Origin of the sequence: Sporosarcina luteola (assembly GCF_023715535.1) — a bacterium.
GTDB lineage: Bacteria > Bacillota > Bacilli > Bacillales_A > Planococcaceae > Sporosarcina > Sporosarcina luteola_B.
The window spans coordinates 15,983-36,237 of the sequence record NZ_JAMBOI010000002.1 but is presented as its reverse complement, the minus strand read 5'-3'; the positions used below and the strand labels follow the sequence as shown (position 1 = coordinate 36,237).

The following is a 20,255-nucleotide window of genomic DNA, read 5'->3' as shown; positions in this document are numbered from 1 at the left end:
ATGGATACCATCATTTTGCCGGGACATTCGTCAATCGATTGTCCCGGCAAGTTTTTATAGGACGGCTTTAGGTACTGATCTGAGCTGATAACTAATCTCTTCCGACCTGTTTGGTTCGCTAGGATTCGGCTCATGAAGGATCTGCTTTAAGATTTGGTTGACAGTAGAAGTGAAGGTGGTATGGTCTCGTTGTCTTGGCCTCGGAAGTGGAATCGCCACATCTTGTGCAATCATTCCGTCTTGGAGCAGGATGACTCGATCTGCCAAAGATACCGCTTCTTCCACATCATGCGTAACAAGTAACGCCGTAAACCCGTGTTCCTGCCATATATTTTCGATTAGACTCTGCATCTCCAGACGGGTGAACGCATCGAGTGCTCCGAGCGGTTCATCGAGCAGCAACAGACTAGGCTTATGGATGAGTGCCCTCGCTAATGCAACCCGCTGTTTCTGACCTCCAGATAGTTTGGCGGGCCATTCATGGATTCGATGTTCGAGACCGACATGTTTTAAAACTGTCATAGCCTCATCCCGGTGAGATCCTTTCAATCCTAACGCTACATTATCCAAAACCCTCTTCCATGGCAAAAGGCGTCCATCTTGGAACATCATGCACGATTGCCGATTGATCGACATCAATTGTTCTTGTTCAATCAGGATCTGTCCGTCCGAGGGTTTTTCCAAACCGGAGAGTAACCGAAGCAACGTGCTTTTTCCACAGCCGCTCTTTCCGACAATCGCAACAAATTCCCCTTTACGAATGTTTAGGGATAACTCATCAAGTACCTTTGTGCCGTTATATGATTTCTGTAAATCCCTAAGCTGTACGTGAAATTTTTCTTCTTTCATGCTATCCTCCATCCCTAAAGTTGTTTCGCATATCCTGGATGCCATTTGAGCCATCGTTGTTCAAGGAAGCGTGCAATTATATCAGATAGTTTACCGAGGAAGGCATACAGTAAGATACTCAGGATAATGATATCCATTTGCATGAATTCCCGGGCATTCATCGCCATATAGCCGATTCCGGCTGTGGAGGAGATGGTTTCAGCAACAATGAGGGTAATCCACATAATTCCGAGTGAAAAGCGGATTCCGACTAAGATGGAGGAGAGGGCTCCCGGGAAGATCACATTGAGAAATAGGGAGACTTCATTCAAGCCATAAATCTTTCCCATCTCAATTAGCCCTAAGTCGACAGATTTAATGCCGTGGTACGTATTAATGTATATTGGGAAGAGTACCCCTGACGCAACGAGGAAGATTTTCGCTTCTTCCCCGATTCCGAACCATAGAATGACGAGTGGAATTAACGCCAGATGTGGAATATTCCGTAGCATCTGTACGGATGTATCAAATAACAGTTCAGATGTACGGAATAATCCGTTCACGAGCCCTAAAATGAACCCGATACTTCCTCCAATCAAGAAGCCGATTACAGCCCTCCCAAGGCTCACCCGAACGTGGCGGAACAGTTCTCCGGATTGTGTAAGCTCAACTCCTGCCATGAGGACATCCGATGGCGCAGATAGTGTTTTAGCGGATAGGATTCCTGTCATACTTGTTAGTTGCCATATGATCAGGAGCAGAAAGGGTACGACCCAAGGGAGTGTTTTGTAAAGGGTCTTCGTAAATGCGGGTCTCATTTCCCCCCATCCTTTTCAAATGAAAATACCCTTTCCTTTATGTTGATTTTTGTCGGGATGATTCCTAATTCAAAGAAAGTGTCTGCGATTGACTGCTGTTCAGCTATGATTTCTTCGGAAATCTCTTTCTCTACTCCATGTACCCGTCTTTCTACCGCTAATTTCATAGATGCTTCATCAATCCCTAATATTTCTGAGAGCATCTTTGTTAGTTCTTCAGGATTTTCATTGGCCCAGTTACTGGAGTTCTGGATTTCTTCGATGACTTCCTTCAAGATGTCGCTATGTTCAGCGGCAAAGTCTGACGAAGAGAGAAAGAAATCCCGGTCCGTAGTTAACCCTTCACCGTTTACTAAAAGTCGCGCACCTGTTGATACTTCTGTGTCAGCCGTATATGGATCCCAAACGACCCAAGCGTCTATGTCTCCTTGTTCGAACGCAACGCGAGCATCTCCCGGCGATAGAAATGCCGGTGTAATATCCTCATATTTTAGATTAGCCTTCTCCAAGGCTTTCACAAGTAAAAAGTGGGAGCTTGAACCTTTAGCAAAACCGATTGTTTTTCCTTTCAAATCCTCAAGTTCTTGGATGGGTGAGTCATCCTTCACCAAAATCCCTGAACCTTTGAACTTCGAGAATGCCACTGCTATATATTGCAGTGAAGAACCCGAGGACTGCGCAAAAACCGGAGGAGAATTACCCGTTCTTCCGAAATCGACACTCCCCGCATTTAAAGCTTCAAGAAGAGCTGGACCTGCTTGAAATTCATTCCACTCAACTTTATATCCTAGCGGTTCTAACCGTTTCTCTAACGTTCCTAAGTTCTTTAAAATGAACAACGGACCATTTTTCTGATAACCGATCCGAATCTTTTGGTCTGCAGTGGTTTGTGGTTTTGCATCTTCAGTGGTGCCGCAAGCGCTCAAGACCAATCCCATAACTAAAAGCAGGCTACCCAATAATGCTAACTTATGTTTGAATCTCTTTACGATCAACAGTGGTACACATCCCCTCAATATTTCAGCCATTTGATTGTAGTTGGGCAAATAGCTGGTTCATACAAAGTATGCATTGAGATGAATAAGGGCTTAGGCGTGTTCCCTGTAAGCAAGAAAACCGACCTCCCCTGAATAGGAAAAATCGGTTTTGTTAGTTCGTGCAAAATGCGTTTGTCTCTCTGCTTGAAAAGTTGATTTGCGCTCCAGGCGGACGCTTTCCGCGGGCACGGCATCAGCCAATCGAACAACGTAGGGTTCGATTTGCCTTAATTTCTGCGTTCTTTGCAGAAATTAAGGCAGCCTCCACATCCTGCTCGCAACGCTTCGCTTGTGCTCGCAAAAGCCGTTCTTCGTCACGGCTTTCGCAGGAGTCGCCGCCTTACGCTCCAATCAACGAATCTCTTCTAAATCAAAAGAGCAGATGCGCAGTGGTGTCCGGCTACCTAGAGCCATTGCGATCGATGAGGCGATACAGATGCCGGCACGTATCAACTGATCATTGGGAGTGCAGATAGACACGAACCTCTGGACATCTTACTCTAAGGATTATCCTGGAGGACAGAGTACAGTACTTACCCTGCTTCTTTAAAAAGGCACCATTTCGTTCTTTCTTTGAACGAAATGGTGCCTATTTCTTTGATATTTCTTACTGTGTTTCTCTCATTAAGGTTATTATTCGCTTTCAGTTGGTATTCGGGGAATGATCGCGCGATTTTCACATTTGTATTTATGCAGGTTAATCCCGTTGATTGGAGTGTAGAGCGGCGAAGAAAGATGCTCCTAACGCTTTGCTTTTACTCGCAAAAGCCGTTCTTTGTTACGGCTTTTCCTGTGGGATTAGCGGGACAGGTGAGACCCCGCAGGAGCGAAGCGACGAGGAGGCTCACCGCCCGCCCCACGGAAAGCGTCCGCTCGGAACGTAAATCAACAGTTATAGAATAAGCCCTCTTAAGCGGACTTATTATGATAACCATTTTGGCGGTGTGTTCTTGGACCAATATATATCACCAAGAGAATGATGCACTGTAAAACCGTCTTCTGCGGTATGGTAGTGGAAGTTATAGTAATAACCGTCTAGGGGCCGTTTCTCGGTCCGTACATGAAAGCGTATAAGATCTTTATTGTCATCTTTGTTAGAAACATGAAACATTTTCTCTGCGTAATCACCGGAAGGAGTCTCAGTAATGGAGAGCATACTATTCTCCAGCCCTCCAGCAGACGCAACCGTCTGTTGAATAACCTCTTCAATCTTCGGGAGAATTATGCTATCAAATTCATTTTGAATGACTGGACCTATTCTAGATCCAAACTTCAAGTATGCCAATTCCTTGGCGGGATGCATAAGAGCATCTTCAATTGATAGAGTATGTCCAAATGATTCTCGCCCGAAAATGGAATCCTCTAACCCTAACTGTAAGTCATGTTTGGAGGTAGTCGGAATGCCGGCTTGCCTCGAGTCGTCTTTTGGTTGCAGATTCGTCCATATCTCATGGTTTGGAGAAATAACGCCAAGCGTAAGGACCGCGACGAGTGCGATGATAAGGTTTTGCAAATGTTTTTTCATCAGGTCACCTGCTTCTTATTATGTATTTCAAAATTTCTAATTACTTAATTGCTAGTAATACTAACTCTCAATGTTTCATTGCCTCACTCATATTACGAAATGGGCTTGAAAAGGTTTCATATTTCTTAAATTCATTGTACAATAAAAATGAAGATAATTGTGAGGTTTTATGAAGGAGGTTTTTATAAATGAACGTAGAATTACTTATGGGAATCGGAATGCTCGCACTCGTCCTTTATTTAAGCTCATTGAACTTTACAAATTGATACAAAAAGCCGTCCAAACTTTAAATGTATGGACGGCTTTTTTCATCTGGACAAGTACCCGAAATGGAACTTGGTGTTCGGTCTAATTTTACGTTGCATGGCATATTGGCTGAATACGTTTGAATCGAACCTGTCTTTCACGACAACGCGTCGGTTGCATACTCGGAAAGCTTCCTCCATCCACTTTTCAGTCAAGGAAGTATGTACGCCTGCTTGCCGAAGAGGTTTGAAATTCGACGATTCTTCGATTGGAGTTTGAAACATCGGATCGATGTAGACAACATCCCACGAACGATTGGGCTGATTTTCCAAGAACTGAATAGCTTCAGAATGAACGACTTCAACCTTCTGCATGGCTGTCTCCAAAGCTTCGAAAGTGGCAGGAAATCTCCGAAGACCTGTTTTTACTAGAAAAGCAACTGTCGGATCCGCTTCCAATCCTAGGCATTTCCCTTCCGCCCCTATTATATAGGAAGCAACAACGCTATCAGACGCCAATCCTAGCGTACAGTCAAGGAATGTATCCCCTTCCGATAACTCTCCAGCCTCTATAAGTGGATCCGTTTCACCTTTCAATATGCGCTTAAGTCGGAAAGCCGCCGAATTCGGATGGAAAAAAAGCGGTTTTTCCATCCCTTCACAGAATAGTTCATAACGGTCTTTACCTGCGACTAGTACATCGGCTTCGTATTCACGCTGCATGCGTAAAACGGACCGTTTCTCTCTTTCGATAATCGGGAAACCAAGTTCCGAACTAGCAATTTCAGCTAATTTATACGTATTCGAATCTGGTCTCCCGGCCGTCGTGATGATTGTTTTACTTCGCACAAACTTGTTCGAGAACGCCGCTCAGATGATCTTTGATCTGTTCCATTTCAAAATTCTCGATCTGCTCCCTTGGAATGAAGTAGGAAAGCGCTCCGTCTTTCCATACAGCGATAGAAGGTGAGCTTGGAGGTACTTCAGGGAAATAGCTTCTCATTGTCTCTGTCGCTTCTTTGTCCTGGCCGGCAAACACTGTAAATAGATGATCTGGTTTATTTTCCACCGTAAGCAGCGACTCTCTCACCGCTGGACGGGCTAATCCTGCTGCACATCCGCAAACGGAATTGATGACAACCAATGCAGTGCCTTCTAGAGTTTTCATTGTATCTTCCACCTCTTGGGCTGTTGTCAGCTCAGTGAAGCCCGTTTGAACGAGTTCTTCCCTCATTGGTTTAACAATACTCTTCATATATTCATCGTACGCATTCATGGTCTATTCCCCTTTCGACAAGTCAATACTCTCAGTATCATTCTACAATGAATACAAAGCAATTTCATGTTTTCATTATTTACTGTACGTGTATACAGCTTTAGTTGTTTACATAATATTATTATGTGTGTTAATTTCGGTCATCTGCTTCCAGATGGATCCTTTCGCCTCTTCACCTTCAGTAATTCTTGCAATGGCCATCCTCACTTGCAGCTTCACTTCGAATTCCGTGTCGTTTTCTGACTCATGCAATGCGGGTAAAGATTTTTCGGTCCCGGATTCGTATAGGAACATCGCAGCACGCCATCTGACAAGCTTGTTCTTATCTTTCAACGCCTTCATTGCAGCATCCTCAAAACCGGCAAACCCTAAATCACTCATGCAATCGCCTGCCGTTCTGCGGACTGCCCAACTCTTATCTTTCAACGCCTTTTCTACATATGGGATGACAGACTCGTCCTCGATCATGCCGAGATAGACCGTTGCAAGGCGGCGAATCGACATCTTTTCGTCTTCCAATGCCCGATCAAGTAATGGAAGATCCGAAACATTCGGATCCGGCATCTGGTCAATCAGCTGGAAACGTTTTTCCCATTCTGGCACGTTGAAATCTGATAACGTTACTTTTCGCTTCCGTTCTTCCACATTGCTTTTTCCCTGTGCAAATTGACGAATAATTTCATGCAATCGGTCATCAGGATAGGCGGCTTCAACTTCCAGAACGACAGTTTCACCTATTTCCTGCATCTCACCATACCGGATGCCATAGTCAGACCACTTCCGAAGGAGAATATAGTTTTCCACCTCGGTGCTATGGACTTTTTCCATCGCATCCTGAAAACGTTCACTTAGACCAAATCTCAGTTCGGAATCGCTATCGAAAACTTTCACTTGAAGGGGAATATCCTTATACGTTTGGACGTGGACATACACTTCTCCGTAATGATCATCAGGTGTCTGTTCAGAATCTCTATTAACAAGTACAGATTCATCATTGAAAACAGCTTGCACTTCCGACAGGATATCTTCCCAAGCGATATTGCCTATTCGTTCAACCGCCATGAAATCCATGACGTGGTAGATTCCTTTGACCCCTTTGATTTCAAGTATTTTCGATACTGGGTGAGGTGCACCATCGGCATCTTCTTTCTTATAGTTATGGCTGACACCCATAGGCAGTGTTTCGTCCAATACAATCTTCATTGAATTCGGACTTGGTGTCGGTTCTATCGTAACAATATTCATATCGTAAACTCCTCTCCTTAGAATCGGGATAGTTCCTGTAAATATTCCCATCGTTCGAATAAACGCTCATATTCAGCATTCAAGTCATCCAGCTGCTTCGTTAATTCACTCAAACGGTCGTAGTCTGATCCCGATGCGACCATTTGTGCTTCTGTCGACGCAATCTTCGCTTCTACATCGGCAATGTTTGATTCGATGGATTCCCATTCCTTCTTCTCAGTGTAGGTCATCCGTTTTTTAGGGGCAGCTGGTTCCGGCTTATGTTCAACTTGGGATGGTTTTATGGATACGGCATCATTTTTTCTGGCATTCTCCATTTCCAAATAGTCCGAGTACACGCCATAAAGGGTTTCGATCGTACCTGAGCCGTCCAGCACCCAAAGCTTTGTTGAAGTCCGATCAAGGAAAAAGCGATCATGTGAAATAGTCAACACAACACCTGGAAAGGAATCAATAAATGATTCAAGCACAGAGAGAGTTTCGATATCGAGATCGTTCGTCGGTTCATCGAGCAGCAGTACATTCGGCTGCTCCATGAGCAGTTTCAACAAATACAGCCGCTTCCTTTCACCACCGGACAGCTTGCCGATCGGGGTACCATGGGAAGAAGAAGGGAACAGGAAACGTTCCAGCATTTGAGTCGCCGATATCCGCACTCCGCTGCCGTCTTCAATATCATTTGAAGTTTCCCTAATATATTCGATGATCCTCTTGTTTTCGTCCATTTTCGGAAGATGTTGATGAAAATGGGCAATCTTCACGGTTGACCCCATCTCAATGGAACCGTTGTCCGGCTGAAGATCTTTCGCGAACAGTTTCATAAGCGTCGATTTTCCAGCTCCGTTCGGACCGACAATAGCTATACGGTCACCCGATTGCAAAATACAGCTGAAGCGATCGATGACTTTTTTCTCGCCGTAAGCTTTTGTGATCGCATCTGCTTCGATCACTTTCTTGCCCAAACGGGAAGTTTTCAAGGACACGTCCATGTCAACCGCAGGTCCCTCTTTCTTTAAATTCTCCTGAAGTTCTTCAAAGCGTCCAATCCGCGCCTTCTGTTTCGTTGATCTGGCTTTGGCTCCTCGCCTGATCCACTTCAATTCCGTTCGGTATCGATTGCGCATTTTCGAGTCGGTCGCTTCCGCCATTTCTTCCCGAAGTGCCTTTGATTCCAAATAATCGGCAAAATTCCCCGTATGGGTGTAGAGTTTGCGGTCGGCCAATTCATAAATATGCGTGGCCACTTCGTCCAGGAAGTATCGGTCGTGGGTGATGAACATGACAGCGCCTTGCTCACCCTTCAAGTATTCCTGGAGCCAAGTGATCGAATCGACATCTAAATGGTTCGTCGGCTCATCCAGAAGCAAAAGATCTGTCGGTTCGATGATCACTTTCGCTAAAGCTACACGCTTCTGTTGCCCACCGGATAGCTCGCCCATCTTTTTATCGAATGAATCAATCCCCAATTTCGTTAGGACCATCCTTGCCTTGGTATTCAAGTCCCACGCCGATCTAGCATCCATCTCGTTTTGCAGCCGTGAGAAATGTGCCTGATTTTCAGCTGAAGAAGAATCGTTTGCAAGTTGCGCTAATGCATGCTCGTATTCCAAATTCAATTTAATAATCGGCGCATCAGACATAAAAACTGTTTCCATAACTGATTTATCCGGGTCGAGCTTAGGTGATTGAGGTAAATAAGAAATGCTATATTTATTCGGATGCTCTTTCGTGATCGCGTCCGCGTCCTCTAAACCCGCTATAATTGAGAGGAGCGTAGACTTCCCTGTTCCATTTATCCCAATCAAGCCTACCTTATCGCCACTCAAGATCGTGAAGGAAATATCACGGAACAACGTTTTTTCCCCAACACTTTTTGTTAGATTTTCAACAATCAATTGGCTCATAACAACACTTCCATTTCTACTAACTGCATATCTACATGATAGCTCATATTCAAACATTTTTGAACGCAGACGAACCGTTCTTCAAAAAACAGGTCCTACAGAAAAATATTCCAACAGATATTTCAATATAAATTTAATTTTAAAAATAATGGAGGTGTCAGAAAACATTATATTATCACGGTAAAAACAAATTTAAAATTGTCTATTTTTATTTTGACAATATAATTAATTTGTCTATATAATAATGAAATACTAAAGGAGGCAACATTTCAAATGTCACAAATTACGAAAGAGCAAATTGTTGAAAGCGTTCCCCAAAAAGGATTCTTCGGTCATCCAAAAGGTCTTTTCACTTTGTTTTTTACAGAATTTTGGGAACGCTTTTCCTATTACGGCATGAGGGCAATCCTCCTCTTCTACATGTACTACGAGGTTACCAAAGGCGGACTCGGAATTAGTGAGACGACGGCACTTTCCATCATGTCCATTTATGGTGCACTCGTCTATATGTCCGGCATAATCGGAGGATGGCTCGCAGACCGTCTGTTCGGAACGTCGAAAGCCGTTTTCTACGGCGGAATTCTGATCATGTTTGGCCATATTGTCCTTGCAATGCCAGGAGGAGCGACAGCGCTCTTCATCTCAATGGGATTGATTGTTCTTGGGACAGGTCTATTGAAACCGAACGTTTCGAGCATCGTCGGAGATATGTATGACATTAACGATATTCGCCGTGATTCTGGCTTCAGTATTTTCTATATGGGCATTAATATGGGTGGCTTCCTCTCTCCTTTGATTGTAGGAGAGATCGGATTGAAATATAACTTCCATCTTGGATTCAGCATCGCTGCAATCGGGATGTTCTTCGGACTTGTCATATTCATGTTGACGAAAAAGAAAAACTTGGGTCTAGCCGGTACGCAAGTCCCGAATCCATTGAAGCCTGAAGAACGCAAACGCTTCATGTTGACTACTTTGGGGGCTGTTGTTATCTTAGTCATCCTTATGGTCATTTCCATTCCTAGAGGATGGCTCACATTCGACTCATTCATCGGCTTAGTAGGGATCCTTGGATTCTTAATTCCTTTCTGTTATTTTGTCGTCATGTATCGAAGCAAAAAGACGAATTCAGATGAAAAATCAAGAATTCTTGCCTACATTCCATTGTTTTTGGCTTCTGTCATGTTTTGGTCGATTGCAGAACAAGGTTCAACCATTCTGGCGCTCTATGCAGACAAGCGTACGAATTTGGATGTATTCGGCTTCCATATCTCACCTGCGTGGTTCCAATCGTTTAATCCATTATTCATCATTGTGTTAGCACCGGTCTTTGCGTGGTTGTGGATTAAAATGGGCAATCGCCAACCGACGATTCCACAAAAATTCTCATTCGGAATTCTTTTTGCCGGGCTTTCGTTCATTGTCATTCTGTTGCCGGCCTATTTCGGTGGAGCGAATACGCTTGTGAATCCACTTTGGCTTGTCCTTAGTATATTCATTGCAGTATTAGGGGAACTTTGCCTATCGCCAGTGGGATTGTCCGCAACGACAAAACTGGCACCGACGGCCTTCTCCGCGCAGACGATGAGTTTATGGTTCCTGTCGAACGCAGCGGCTCAAGCACTAAATGCACAACTTGTGAAGTTTTACTCTGTTGAAACTGAAATGATGTATTTTGGTGTCATTGGCGGTGTGGCGATCGCTTTAAGCTTAATCCTTTTCGCCATCTCCCCAGTTATCTCGAGGTTTATGAAGGGTGTTCATTAATTATTGTAAAAAGCAATGCCATCGCTGGCATTGCTTTTTTATTTTCAATAGATTGTTCTCCTCTGAATATCAAAATGATATGATAGAATTGAAAGTTAATTCCGTTACAGAGATGGGGAATGATTATGATTTTGGGATTGTCGATCATCTTGGCTTTGGTTTTGTTCTTACCCTTTACCATCCCGTTCGTCGAACGCAATCTGGAAGTGTTCCTCTTCGTTATGGGCATCGCAGCGGTCGTAGTCAGCGGAGTTTTGAATAAGGATTTAGTGTTGAAAGCGCTGGAAGATCCAATACATATTACGATTGCCGTCATAGTAGCTGGCCTCATTTTCAAATGGTTGCAGAAGCCTTTTGAAAAAATGATCAAAGGAGTAAGTCGGATATTACCATTCAGACTATTTCTAGCGCTGGTCATTATTATTCTCGGGATTGTTTCAAGTGTCATCACGGCAATCATCGCAGCTCTAGTTTTAGTTGCGATCGTCAGTGTTTTGGAACTGGATCGCAAATCGGAAGTCCGTTTTGTCATACTCGCCTGTTATTCGATTGGAATGGGGGCTGTATTGACTCCAATCGGCGAACCGCTATCCACAATCGCAACAAGTAAATTGGATGAAAATTTCTTTTATCTTTTAAGACTTATTGGACCTGATGTCATCCCTGGAGTTTTCGCTTTCGGCTTATTGGCAATTATATTAATCCGACCCGTCAAAAAGTACGGGGGCTTAAAGGCGAAACAAGGGAAAGAATCGTTGTTGGATATCCTGATCAGAGGCTTTAAAGTTTATCTATTTGTCATGGCGTTGACACTATTGGGTGCAGGCTTCGAACCGTTCATAAAAAGATTCCTACTGGACTTGAACCCATATGTCCTCTACTGGATCAATATGATTTCTGCGGTACTGGATAATGCAACGCTTGCAGCCGCAGAAATCAGCAGTGAAATGGACGAACCTACAATTAAGGCAATCCTGCTAGGTCTACTCATCAGTGGGGGGATGCTAATCCCTGGGAATATCCCGAATATTATCGCTGCTGGGAAATTGAATATTAAAAGTGTCGAGTGGGCAAGATTCGGAGTTCCAATCGGTTTGATTGCAATGGTCATCTATTTCATTGTAATTGTCATATTCGGATAAAAAACGGCCAGTCACTGGATTATGAACCAGTGGCCGGCCGTTATTTTTATTTCTTTTTCGTAAGACGTCCCAGAAGGAATGCACCGGCAGCTAGGCCGATCATTGTATTTGTTTTCTTTGTAAACACCTGTTTTACGACTAGGTTCATATTTTGAGGCCTTTCAGCAAGGCGACGCATGAAATATCCGTACCAGTCTTGGCCAAACGGAACGTATGTACAGAAGTTATACCCTTCTTTCGCCAATTCCAATTGCATGTCCTTCCTGAAACCATATAACATTTGAAATTCAAACTTGTCGTTCGGTATATTGTTGTCTTTGACGAATTCCTTCACATGGTTAATGACATTATGATCATGTGTCGCAATGGATGTGAATTTACCGTTCAGCAAATGCCATTCAATCAATTTGATATAATTCTTATCGATCTCCTGCTTGTCTTGGTATGCGACTTCCGCAGGCTCTTTATATGCCCCTTTGACGATTCGGAGCCGGTAGTCTTTATGCTTGTGCAAGTCTTCCTCAGCGCGGAAAAAGTAAGCTTGGATGACCGTTCCGATATTGTCGTACTTAGTTGAAAGTTCGTCCAATAGATTGAATGATGGCTGGAGTCGGGCATGGTCTTCCATGTCGAAATTGACAAAAATCCTGTATTCATTTGCCGCAGCTACGATTTCCTCAATATTTTCCTTACAGAAATCATAGTCGATATCGAGGCCAAGTTGGGAAGGTTTTAATGAGATATGCGCATCCACTTCATTTTCATGGATAGCTTCAATGACTGCAAGTATTTGTTCTTTGGCAGTAATCGCTTCCTCTTTCTCATAGACGAACTCGCCCAGATTGTCGACAGTGCAAGAGATGCCATGTTTGTTCAATTCCTTAATGCTTTCAATCGTTTCAGCAATGTTTGTTCCTGCTACAACGTTTTGCGCACCCATTTGTAAACCGTATTTTTTTGCAGCATTATTCAGAAATTGGTTTTTGGATAGGCCGATAAAGAAATCTTTTAACATTTCCATTACTCCTCATTAATAATTTACTTTTCACAAATGCATTATATCATAGCATCCACTTTTCACCATCAAAACTTTCATTATTTATTAATATATCAATAAACAGGCAGACGATAGAAAACGGATCATATACCCTCGTCTGCCTGTTTATCTACATATATATTTAATCCACTCTCGAGTAACCTCCAAATTCCCTCTCAAGAAAAGAACCGAGCGAAAAGATGGCATCCTCATTTCCGTTTTTGCCGATGATTTGCAGACCGATCGGCATTCCATCACGATCTTTTCCGATCGGGACTGTCAGAGCGGGAAGCCCCCATGTGTTCGCATATGCGGTAAACGGCATGTAATTTAGGAATGTCTTTCTAATTGAAAAAATCTCTTTATAAACAATTCCATGCGGTGGGGCTGAGGTATGATACACCGGCATGACAACCATTCGTTTAGTTAAATAATCTGCCAAGAATTCATCGCCCTGATTTAGTAGATTCCCAATTTCCTCTTGTCGTTTACGCGATGGTTTGAACAGGGATGCACCGATTAAAGCCCATGAAAGATAACGGTGAATATCAGAAGTCCCACTTGTCCTTTCTTTTAAATAGGCTGTAAGCGGACTTCCCTTTCCATTCCGGAATGCTGTCTTTCTGGTCGACTCTCCTCCGTCTATTGACATGATCTCCTGCCAAATAAGTGCTGATTCTTTTAAGTATGGCAAGGGTTCCCTTTCTGTCGTATACGTATTTTTCAAGGACAGATATACGTTGTTCAATAATTTTACCGTCTCATCGGAAATCGGTAGTTCGGTCGTTCGGAATACATTTATCGAAAAATCCGCGATGTCCCGTTCTTCAATATGGTGTTCCGCGATAATCGAATAGATGAGTTTTGCATCCCTTACTGTTTTGGCAATCGGTCCGATTCCAAGCATCCTTTGCTGCAATGGATCTTCTACAAACGGGAAGCTGCCTACTTGTGATACTTGCCCTTTTCCGGATTTGAAGCCTATCACTCCATTAAAATGACTAGGAAAACGGATGGACCCGCCTATATCGGAGCCAAGCCCGGCAGCCGCTGCACCTATGGCTATTGCTGCCCCTTCCCCACCGCTAGATCCGCCCGCTGTTCGCTCCGTATTCCATGGATTATTTGTCCTGCCATACAATTTGTTATCCGTCTCCTGGCAAAAACATAATTCTGGCGTATTTGTCTTGCCGATGATGATTGCCCCTTCGGCTTTCAACTTCCTTACAACAACGGAATCTTCTTTCTGCACTGACCCTCTTCTGCCGAGCAGCCCGCCCGTCGTTTGCATTCCAACGACATCAAATGACTCTTTCATGCTCATGGGAACGCCGAACAATGCTCCTTTTGCATTTCCGTTCGATAATACAGCATCCGCCTGTCCAGCTTGCTCCATTGCTGCGTCGAAACGTTCTTCCGCTAGAAAATTCACCGATGGATTTTTATCCTTCATCCGATCAATGAATATGGAAGTCACATCGGAAACAGACATCCCCCTATTCAAGACCATTTCCCTAATTTCCATAGCATCTGCGTTCAAAATCAATTCTATATTCTCCATTACTATCCCCCACCTTCCGAAATGAACTACTATTCTATCTATTCATTATAAAGAGAAACCCATTTTTAAACAAATGAATAAAGCCTCTCTCCTATTTGGAAAGAAGCTTTTTGGAATTACATAAGATTTGTGAAGATGACAATGAGTATGATAAGGAACGAGACACCTAGCGCGGCCCATTGACCGGAATCAGGCTTGTCTGGTCTACTATCCCACTTTTGCATAACATCCTCTCCTTTACTTTGTACCTCCCTTTACAGATTTCCCGACTTCGAGAATCCCTAAACGGACAATTCGAAATTCGATTAATTAATTAGTTCGAATATGCTAAACTAGTAAGTAGAAATGGGGTAGTAAGATGTATGTATTTATCATCAATCCGACATCTGGAAAAGGGGCGGCATTAAAGATCTGGCGGGAAATCGAATTGACGCTTATCGCAAGGAAAGTCCAATATGAAACACATATATGCGTTTCCCCGGAGATGACACGAACTTTTATGATGGAAATGGGTTCATCACAGTCACTTAAGGCTTTCATCGTAGTCGGCGGGGACGGAACAGTGAGCTCCGTTCTACAACAATTGGCCGTTATGAACATTCCTTTGGCTGTTTTTCCAGCAGGCTCAGGAAATGATGTCGCTGGAAACTTCGGTTTGGTCGCCGAATCGGAGCAATTTGTCGAGATGCTGATTGCCGATGAAAAGATATCCGTGGATCTATTATATGTAAATGGAACCTACGGAATGACGGTAGCCGGAATCGGAATGGATGCGGAAATCGGAATAAGGGCTGATCGATCTTTTTATAAAAGATGGCTCAATAAATTCAACCGTGGTTCCGTTGCTTATACAATTGCCGCAATCATTGAACTGCTGATATTCAAGCCTTTTCGAGGGAAAATTTTCGTTGATGGGAGCCTAATTCTTCAGACTGACCTATGGCTCTTTGCAGGCGGCAACTTAAAAATGTATGGGGGCGGCTTGACAATTTGTCCTTATGCAGATTATAGCGATGGATTAATAGATGCAACCATTTTACATAATGCCAAACGTTGGAAAGTTTTATCAAGACTTTTTCCCGACCTACTGAAAGGAGAACCTGTAATTGCTAAAGAAGTCACCTATTTGAAGGGCAAGGAATTTATTATTGAGGGTAATCGTATATTACCGTATGTCATAGATGGGGAAATCTTTCACGCTGATAGAGTTCATCTCTCAATCCGAACTAAAGCACTGAAACTGGTCGATACATCTAAAAGTTGATTTTCTCATAAAGAAAACGCTTACATAGTTATCCGAATAATCCATTTTGATGAATCCGTTTAAATTCATTGTCAATTATGAACATTCTTATGTTCTTCTTCGACGTTTCATGGTAATATAATAAAATATTCATTTATGATACCGGAGGGAAAGAGCATATGACGAAAATGGCTAAAAGTGAAACGAATACCGTACAAGTGGAAGATATCCTAATCGCCAATCAATTGCTCAAAGATGTTGTGAACCATACACCTTTGCAAAAAAACGAGAGGCTATCGGAGAAATATGGCTGCAATGTTTATATTAAGCGGGAAGATTTACAATATGTACGTTCTTTCAAATTACGCGGCGCTTACTATAAAATCAAACGGATTGAAAAAGACGCACGCGAAAAGGGCATTGTCTGTGTAAGTGCAGGAAATCATGCGCAAGGCGTCGCCTATGCATGTGCACATCTGCAAATTAGCGGCAAAATCTTTATGCCACAAACAACGCCTAAACAGAAAGTCAACCAAGTGAAAATGTTCGGGAAAGAATTCGTTGAAATCATCCTTGTCGGCGATACGTTTGATGACTCTTCCATTCATGCAGTTAATTGTGCGGAACAGGAAGATCGGATTTTCATCCATCCTTTCGATGACAAAGATATCATCGCAGGTCAAGGGACAGTCGCTGTCGAAGTGATGAATGATATCGAAGAGCCAATCGATTATGTATTTGCAAGCATCGGCGGCGGCGGTCTCATGGCAGGGATCAGCACTTATATCAAAAACCTTTCCCCTATGACAAAGATGATCGGTGTTGAACCGGAGGGAGCAAGCAGTATGAATGCCGCCATTCAGAACGGCGCCATCATAGCATTGGATAATATCGATAAATTCGTCGACGGCGCTGCTGTCAAATGCGTCGGTGCCCAAACGTATGAAATTTGCCGGAAGTATGTCGATGCTATTTTGAGTGTTCCAGAAGGGAAAGTCTGCACATCTATTTTAAATCTATATAATGAACATGCCATCATCGCCGAACCTGCAGGCGCTTTACCAATAGCTGCACTTGACTTCTATAGAGAAGAAATTAAAGGGAAATCTGTCGTTTGCATCATTAGTGGCGGGAATAACGATATCGGCCGAATGCAGGAAATCAAGGAGAAATCCCTATTGCATGAAGGTCTGCTCTATTATTTCATCATCAACTTCCCACAGCGTGCGGGAGCATTACGGCAGTTACTTGACTCAGTGCTAGGACCGGACGATGATATTACAACCTTTGAATATACGAAGAAGCATAACAAGGAAAATGGACCTGGGCTTGTCGGCATTGAATTAAAACGGAAGGAAGATTATGCCGGTCTCTTGCTCCGAATGGAACAGAACGGTTTTCCATTCACCGAAGTGAATAAAGATAGCACATTATTTGAGCTTCTTATCTAATAAAAAAACCGCAAAACGGCGATACAGAGCCGTCTTGCGGTTTTACTTAGTTGTCGTAGTAATGATTGTCGCTATCCGATCAATTGCCGGGAGTGCAGTTGTTTTTTGGCCTTGGGTCAGAATGCTGAATATCAACGTTTCCCCATCTCTTGTTTCAGCATAGCCCGCCAATGAATTGACACGGTTCAAGCTACCCGTCTTGGCTACTACTTTCCCTTTTACAGCTGAGCCCGTTAATCTGTTTTTCAACGTTCCGCCGACGAAGCGGTCATTCATGCCTGACACTGGCAAGCCTTGCACGAAACTGCCATACCAAGGTGCTTGTCGCGCAGCAAACAGCAATTCTGTCATTTGTGCTGATGTCACTTTATTCTTATGGGACATGCCTGATGCATCCTCAAAATTCCATTCAGTTGAACGTAACCCTACGGATTGTCCAAATTCACGCATGACCCGCAGACCTGCATTCCAGCTTCCATCCCCATAAACTTGTTTTCCCATCGTCTTCGCCAATATTTCGGCATGTGTATTATTACTTAATTTCATAAAAGGTCTCATCAAACTTTTTAAAGGCATCGACTGCCTGGAAGTGATCACTGTTGCGCTTTGAGGAACTTCCCTTCTACCCACTTTCGATGATTTGGTGAATTTGATTCCTTTTGCTAAGAGCGACTTTTTAAATACGTCAAGCGTATACGCTGTCGGATTGGAGACGGTCACCCATTCTTTTTTCCCTGCGCTTCCAAGAGGTACATTACCCGCAATGATAATAGTATTCGTTCCATGTTGTCGCTTTATGGATAAGGTGTTTTTATTACCTTTCGGAACAGTGTTGCTTTTGTTGACGACTGTAATGATGCCCGTATCAGGCGTCATTGTCACTTTGGCTTTATACCCTTTTTTCGTTGGGCTGGCATTGACGATAACAGTGCCGGCATCATAATCGGAATTCGGGGATAAAGTCAATCCGGAAATTTGTGCGGCATAGTAATACGTTTCATCACTTTTATCAATTCCGGGCGATAGACGTACAGAGTCAAACCAACTGTCATCTCCTACAATGTCGCCATTAATTGTCTTTACCCCTTGCTTTGCCAATGTGGCGGCAAATTGATCCAAATCTTTTTTCGTCAGAGTCGGATCCCCCTGCCCCCGCAAATATAGATTGCCATTCAGTACTCCTTTTGCTATTGAACCATCTGTTAGCAGATCTGTCGTGAAACGGTATTCCTCGCCAAGCGTTTCCAATGCAGCAGCAGATGTAAGAAGCTTTAATGTGGAAGCAGGTGTCACTTTGCCATCCGCATTAGCTTCGTAAATTATTTCACCCGTTGAAGCCTTACGCACTGTCACGCTGCTGACGACAGATTTCTTTGAGGCGTCCGCTATGATCGCATTAATATTTCTTTCCAGTTTTCCGTATTGACTTGAAGCTTGTACATGTGTTTGACCCGGAGTTACCGTGAACACAGCAATAAACGACATAACAACGGCCATAATGAGCATGGCTGTTCTTTTGAGAACCAAATCATTTCCCCCTCTTCTTTGATGTCAATTTCATTTTACCATTTTTATCAAGTGAAATAAATAGACTTTGAGATAAATTGAGTTTTATTAATCAAGTCTGAAAATCCTAATAATGTTCTATTTTTGATAGACATAAAATAATAATGACAAAAAAAGACATTCATTTTACATGAATGCCTCTTCCACTCTTTATAATCCTACTGAAATATATTTGATTTCAATATATTCATCCAAGCCATGATGGCCACCTTCGCGACCGAGGCCGCTTTGCTTGAACCCTCCGAATGGTGCTTGGGGGGTTGATGGAAGTCCATCATTCAATCCGACAATCCCGTATTCCAATTTTTCGCTCATCCGAATGCCCCTTGAAAGATTCTCTGTAAATACATAAGCGGCCAATCCATAAATCGAATCATTCGCCCTACTTAGCACTTCTTCTTCTGATGAAAAAGTTGTTATGGGAGCGACAGGTCCAAACGTCTCTTCTTTCATGCAAACCATATCATCATTGACATTAAGTAAAATGGTCGGTTCGTAAAACAGGCCATCCTTCCTTGAGCCGCCGACAGCTATTTTTGCGCCTTTTGAAAGTGCGTCATCAACGTGTGATTGAACTTTACGGATTGCTTCTTCATCAATAAGCGGACCGATGGCAACCCCTTCATCCATTCCGCTTCCGACTTTCAATTGTTTCACCCGTTCAACCAACTTCAGTGAAAATTCCTCTGCAATCGTTTCCTGAACGTAAATGCGATTCGCGCATACGCATGTTTGGCCGGCATTTCTGAACTTGGCGGCCACGACTCCTTCAACGGCTTTATCGATATCACAATCTTCCATGACGATTGCCGGGGCATGGCCTCCGAGTTCCAGTGAAATTTTCTTCACCGTATCCGCAGCCCCCCGCATAAGTAATTTCCCTACCTCGGTTGAACCGGTGAATGTCAGCTTACGGACACGAGTATCCTTCAGCCAAGCATCGCCGATTGCACTCGCCTCCCCTGTGAGGACGTTGATGACACCAGCGGGAATACCTGCTTCTAATGCTAGCTGTGCCAATCGAATTGCGGTAATCGGTGTCTGTTCGGCTGGTTTGATGACAACTGTACATCCTGCGGCGAGGGCCGGACCTACTTTTCTTGTAATCATCGCCGCTGGGAAATTCCAAGGCGTGATGACAGCCGTTACACCTACCGGCTGTTTATGGATGAAAATCCGTTTACCTATATGACTTGAAGGAATCGTTTCACCATAAATGCGCTTCGCTTCCTCTGCATACCAAGAAATGAATCCGTTCGCATACTTTATTTCACCCTTTGCCTCTAATAGGGGTTTCCCTTGCTCCTCTGTCATCGTGTGCGCAAGGTCTTCCATATGCATATCAATCAACTCATGCCATTTCACCAACAATGAACTCCGATCATATGCGGAAAGACCGGACCATTTGTGAAATGCATCATATGCGGCATCCACGGCTAACGTGGCTTCTTTCGCCCCTCCATCAGGAACTGTTGCAATCGATTTTCCAGTTGCAGGATTAATGACATCAATTGTCTTAAGTTCTTTGCCGACTTCTTTTCCGTCGATAATCATCGAGAAAGCATTCATCTCTCATCCTCCTTCTCTCTTCAAATAAATGTTGAAAGTCTT

At 43.4% G+C, this 20,255-nt stretch carries 16 protein-coding genes; 4 read left to right on the top strand and 12 right to left on the bottom strand.

Annotation, left to right across the window (positions count from 1 at the left end; all coding sequences use genetic code 11):
• Nucleotides 1-54: 54 nt before the first annotated feature.
• The 8 genes from M3191_RS03660 to M3191_RS03625 all read right to left on the bottom strand — a co-directional run bounded on the left by M3191_RS03660 (nt 55) and on the right by M3191_RS03625 (nt 8,878).
• Complete coding sequence (locus tag M3191_RS03660; RefSeq protein ID WP_251698149.1) at nt 55-849, bottom strand: ATP-binding cassette domain-containing protein; 795 nt, start codon at nt 847-849, stop codon at nt 55-57.
• Between the two features lie 14 nt (nt 850-863).
• Nucleotides 864-1,646 (bottom strand): aliphatic sulfonate ABC transporter permease SsuC, encoded by a 783-nt coding sequence (gene ssuC, locus M3191_RS03655; protein WP_251698147.1) that lies wholly within the window; start codon nt 1,644-1,646, stop codon nt 864-866.
• Nucleotides 1,643-2,641, bottom strand: coding sequence for a sulfonate ABC transporter substrate-binding protein (locus tag M3191_RS03650; RefSeq protein ID WP_251698145.1), 999 nt, complete (start codon nt 2,639-2,641; stop codon nt 1,643-1,645). Before M3191_RS03650 ends, ssuC begins: the two co-directional genes overlap by 4 nt.
• Nucleotides 2,642-3,605: 964 nt before the next feature.
• A complete protein-coding gene (locus tag M3191_RS03645; protein WP_251698144.1) occupies nt 3,606-4,208 on the bottom strand; it encodes a YpjP family protein in 603 nt (200 codons plus the stop codon).
• A gap of 308 nt (nt 4,209-4,516) precedes the next feature.
• A complete protein-coding gene (locus M3191_RS03640) occupies nt 4,517-5,302 on the bottom strand; it encodes a class I SAM-dependent methyltransferase (RefSeq protein ID WP_251698143.1) in 786 nt (261 codons plus the stop codon).
• Nucleotides 5,292-5,729 carry a BrxA/BrxB family bacilliredoxin gene (locus tag M3191_RS03635; RefSeq protein WP_251698141.1) on the bottom strand — a complete coding sequence of 146 codons (438 nt, stop codon included), beginning with the start codon at nt 5,727-5,729 and terminating at the stop codon, nt 5,292-5,294. Before M3191_RS03635 ends, M3191_RS03640 begins: the two co-directional genes overlap by 11 nt.
• A 108-nt stretch (nt 5,730-5,837) precedes the next feature.
• Nucleotides 5,838-6,974, bottom strand: a complete 1,137-nt coding sequence (locus M3191_RS03630) for a conserved virulence factor C family protein (RefSeq protein WP_251698139.1) — start codon at nt 6,972-6,974, stop codon at nt 5,838-5,840.
• Between the two features lie 17 nt (nt 6,975-6,991).
• Complete coding sequence (locus M3191_RS03625; protein WP_251698137.1) at nt 6,992-8,878, bottom strand: ABC-F family ATP-binding cassette domain-containing protein; 1,887 nt, start codon at nt 8,876-8,878, stop codon at nt 6,992-6,994.
• A 273-nt stretch (nt 8,879-9,151) separates the two neighbouring features.
• On the opposite strand from M3191_RS03625, the gene M3191_RS03620 reads away from it, so the two are divergent.
• Together M3191_RS03620 and M3191_RS03615 are read left to right on the top strand one after the other, a co-directional pair.
• Entirely contained in the window at nt 9,152-10,645 is a 1,494-nt protein-coding gene (locus tag M3191_RS03620) for a peptide MFS transporter (RefSeq protein ID WP_251698135.1), read from the top strand.
• 125 nt (nt 10,646-10,770) lie between these two features.
• On the top strand, nt 10,771-11,787 hold the full coding sequence (locus tag M3191_RS03615; RefSeq protein ID WP_251698133.1) for a DUF1646 family protein: 1,017 nt from the start codon (nt 10,771-10,773) through the stop codon (nt 11,785-11,787).
• 46 nt (nt 11,788-11,833) lie between these two features.
• On the opposite strand, the gene M3191_RS03610 is transcribed toward M3191_RS03615, so the two are convergent.
• On the bottom strand, nt 11,834-12,802 hold the full coding sequence (locus M3191_RS03610) for a proline dehydrogenase family protein (protein ID WP_251698131.1): 969 nt from the start codon (nt 12,800-12,802) through the stop codon (nt 11,834-11,836).
• A gap of 163 nt (nt 12,803-12,965) precedes the next feature.
• Nucleotides 12,966-14,384, bottom strand: coding sequence for an amidase (locus tag M3191_RS03605; protein ID WP_251698130.1), 1,419 nt, complete (start codon nt 14,382-14,384; stop codon nt 12,966-12,968).
• A gap of 358 nt (nt 14,385-14,742) precedes the next feature.
• On the opposite strand from M3191_RS03605, the gene M3191_RS03600 reads away from it, so the two are divergent.
• Together M3191_RS03600 and ilvA are read left to right on the top strand one after the other, a co-directional pair.
• On the top strand, nt 14,743-15,648 hold the full coding sequence (locus tag M3191_RS03600; RefSeq protein WP_251698128.1) for a diacylglycerol/lipid kinase family protein: 906 nt from the start codon (nt 14,743-14,745) through the stop codon (nt 15,646-15,648).
• Nucleotides 15,649-15,815: 167 nt separating this feature from the next.
• Complete coding sequence (ilvA, locus tag M3191_RS03595) at nt 15,816-17,078, top strand: threonine ammonia-lyase IlvA (RefSeq protein ID WP_251699276.1); 1,263 nt, start codon at nt 15,816-15,818, stop codon at nt 17,076-17,078.
• 42 nt (nt 17,079-17,120) lie between these two features.
• On the opposite strand, the gene dacB is transcribed toward ilvA, so the two are convergent.
• Together dacB and M3191_RS03585 are read right to left on the bottom strand one after the other, a co-directional pair.
• On the bottom strand, nt 17,121-18,605 hold the full coding sequence (dacB, locus tag M3191_RS03590; protein ID WP_251698126.1) for a D-alanyl-D-alanine carboxypeptidase/D-alanyl-D-alanine endopeptidase: 1,485 nt from the start codon (nt 18,603-18,605) through the stop codon (nt 17,121-17,123).
• Nucleotides 18,606-18,794: 189 nt separating this feature from the next.
• Nucleotides 18,795-20,213 (bottom strand): NAD-dependent succinate-semialdehyde dehydrogenase, encoded by a 1,419-nt coding sequence (locus M3191_RS03585; RefSeq protein ID WP_251698124.1) that lies wholly within the window; start codon nt 20,211-20,213, stop codon nt 18,795-18,797.
• Nucleotides 20,214-20,255: the final 42 nt, after the last annotated feature.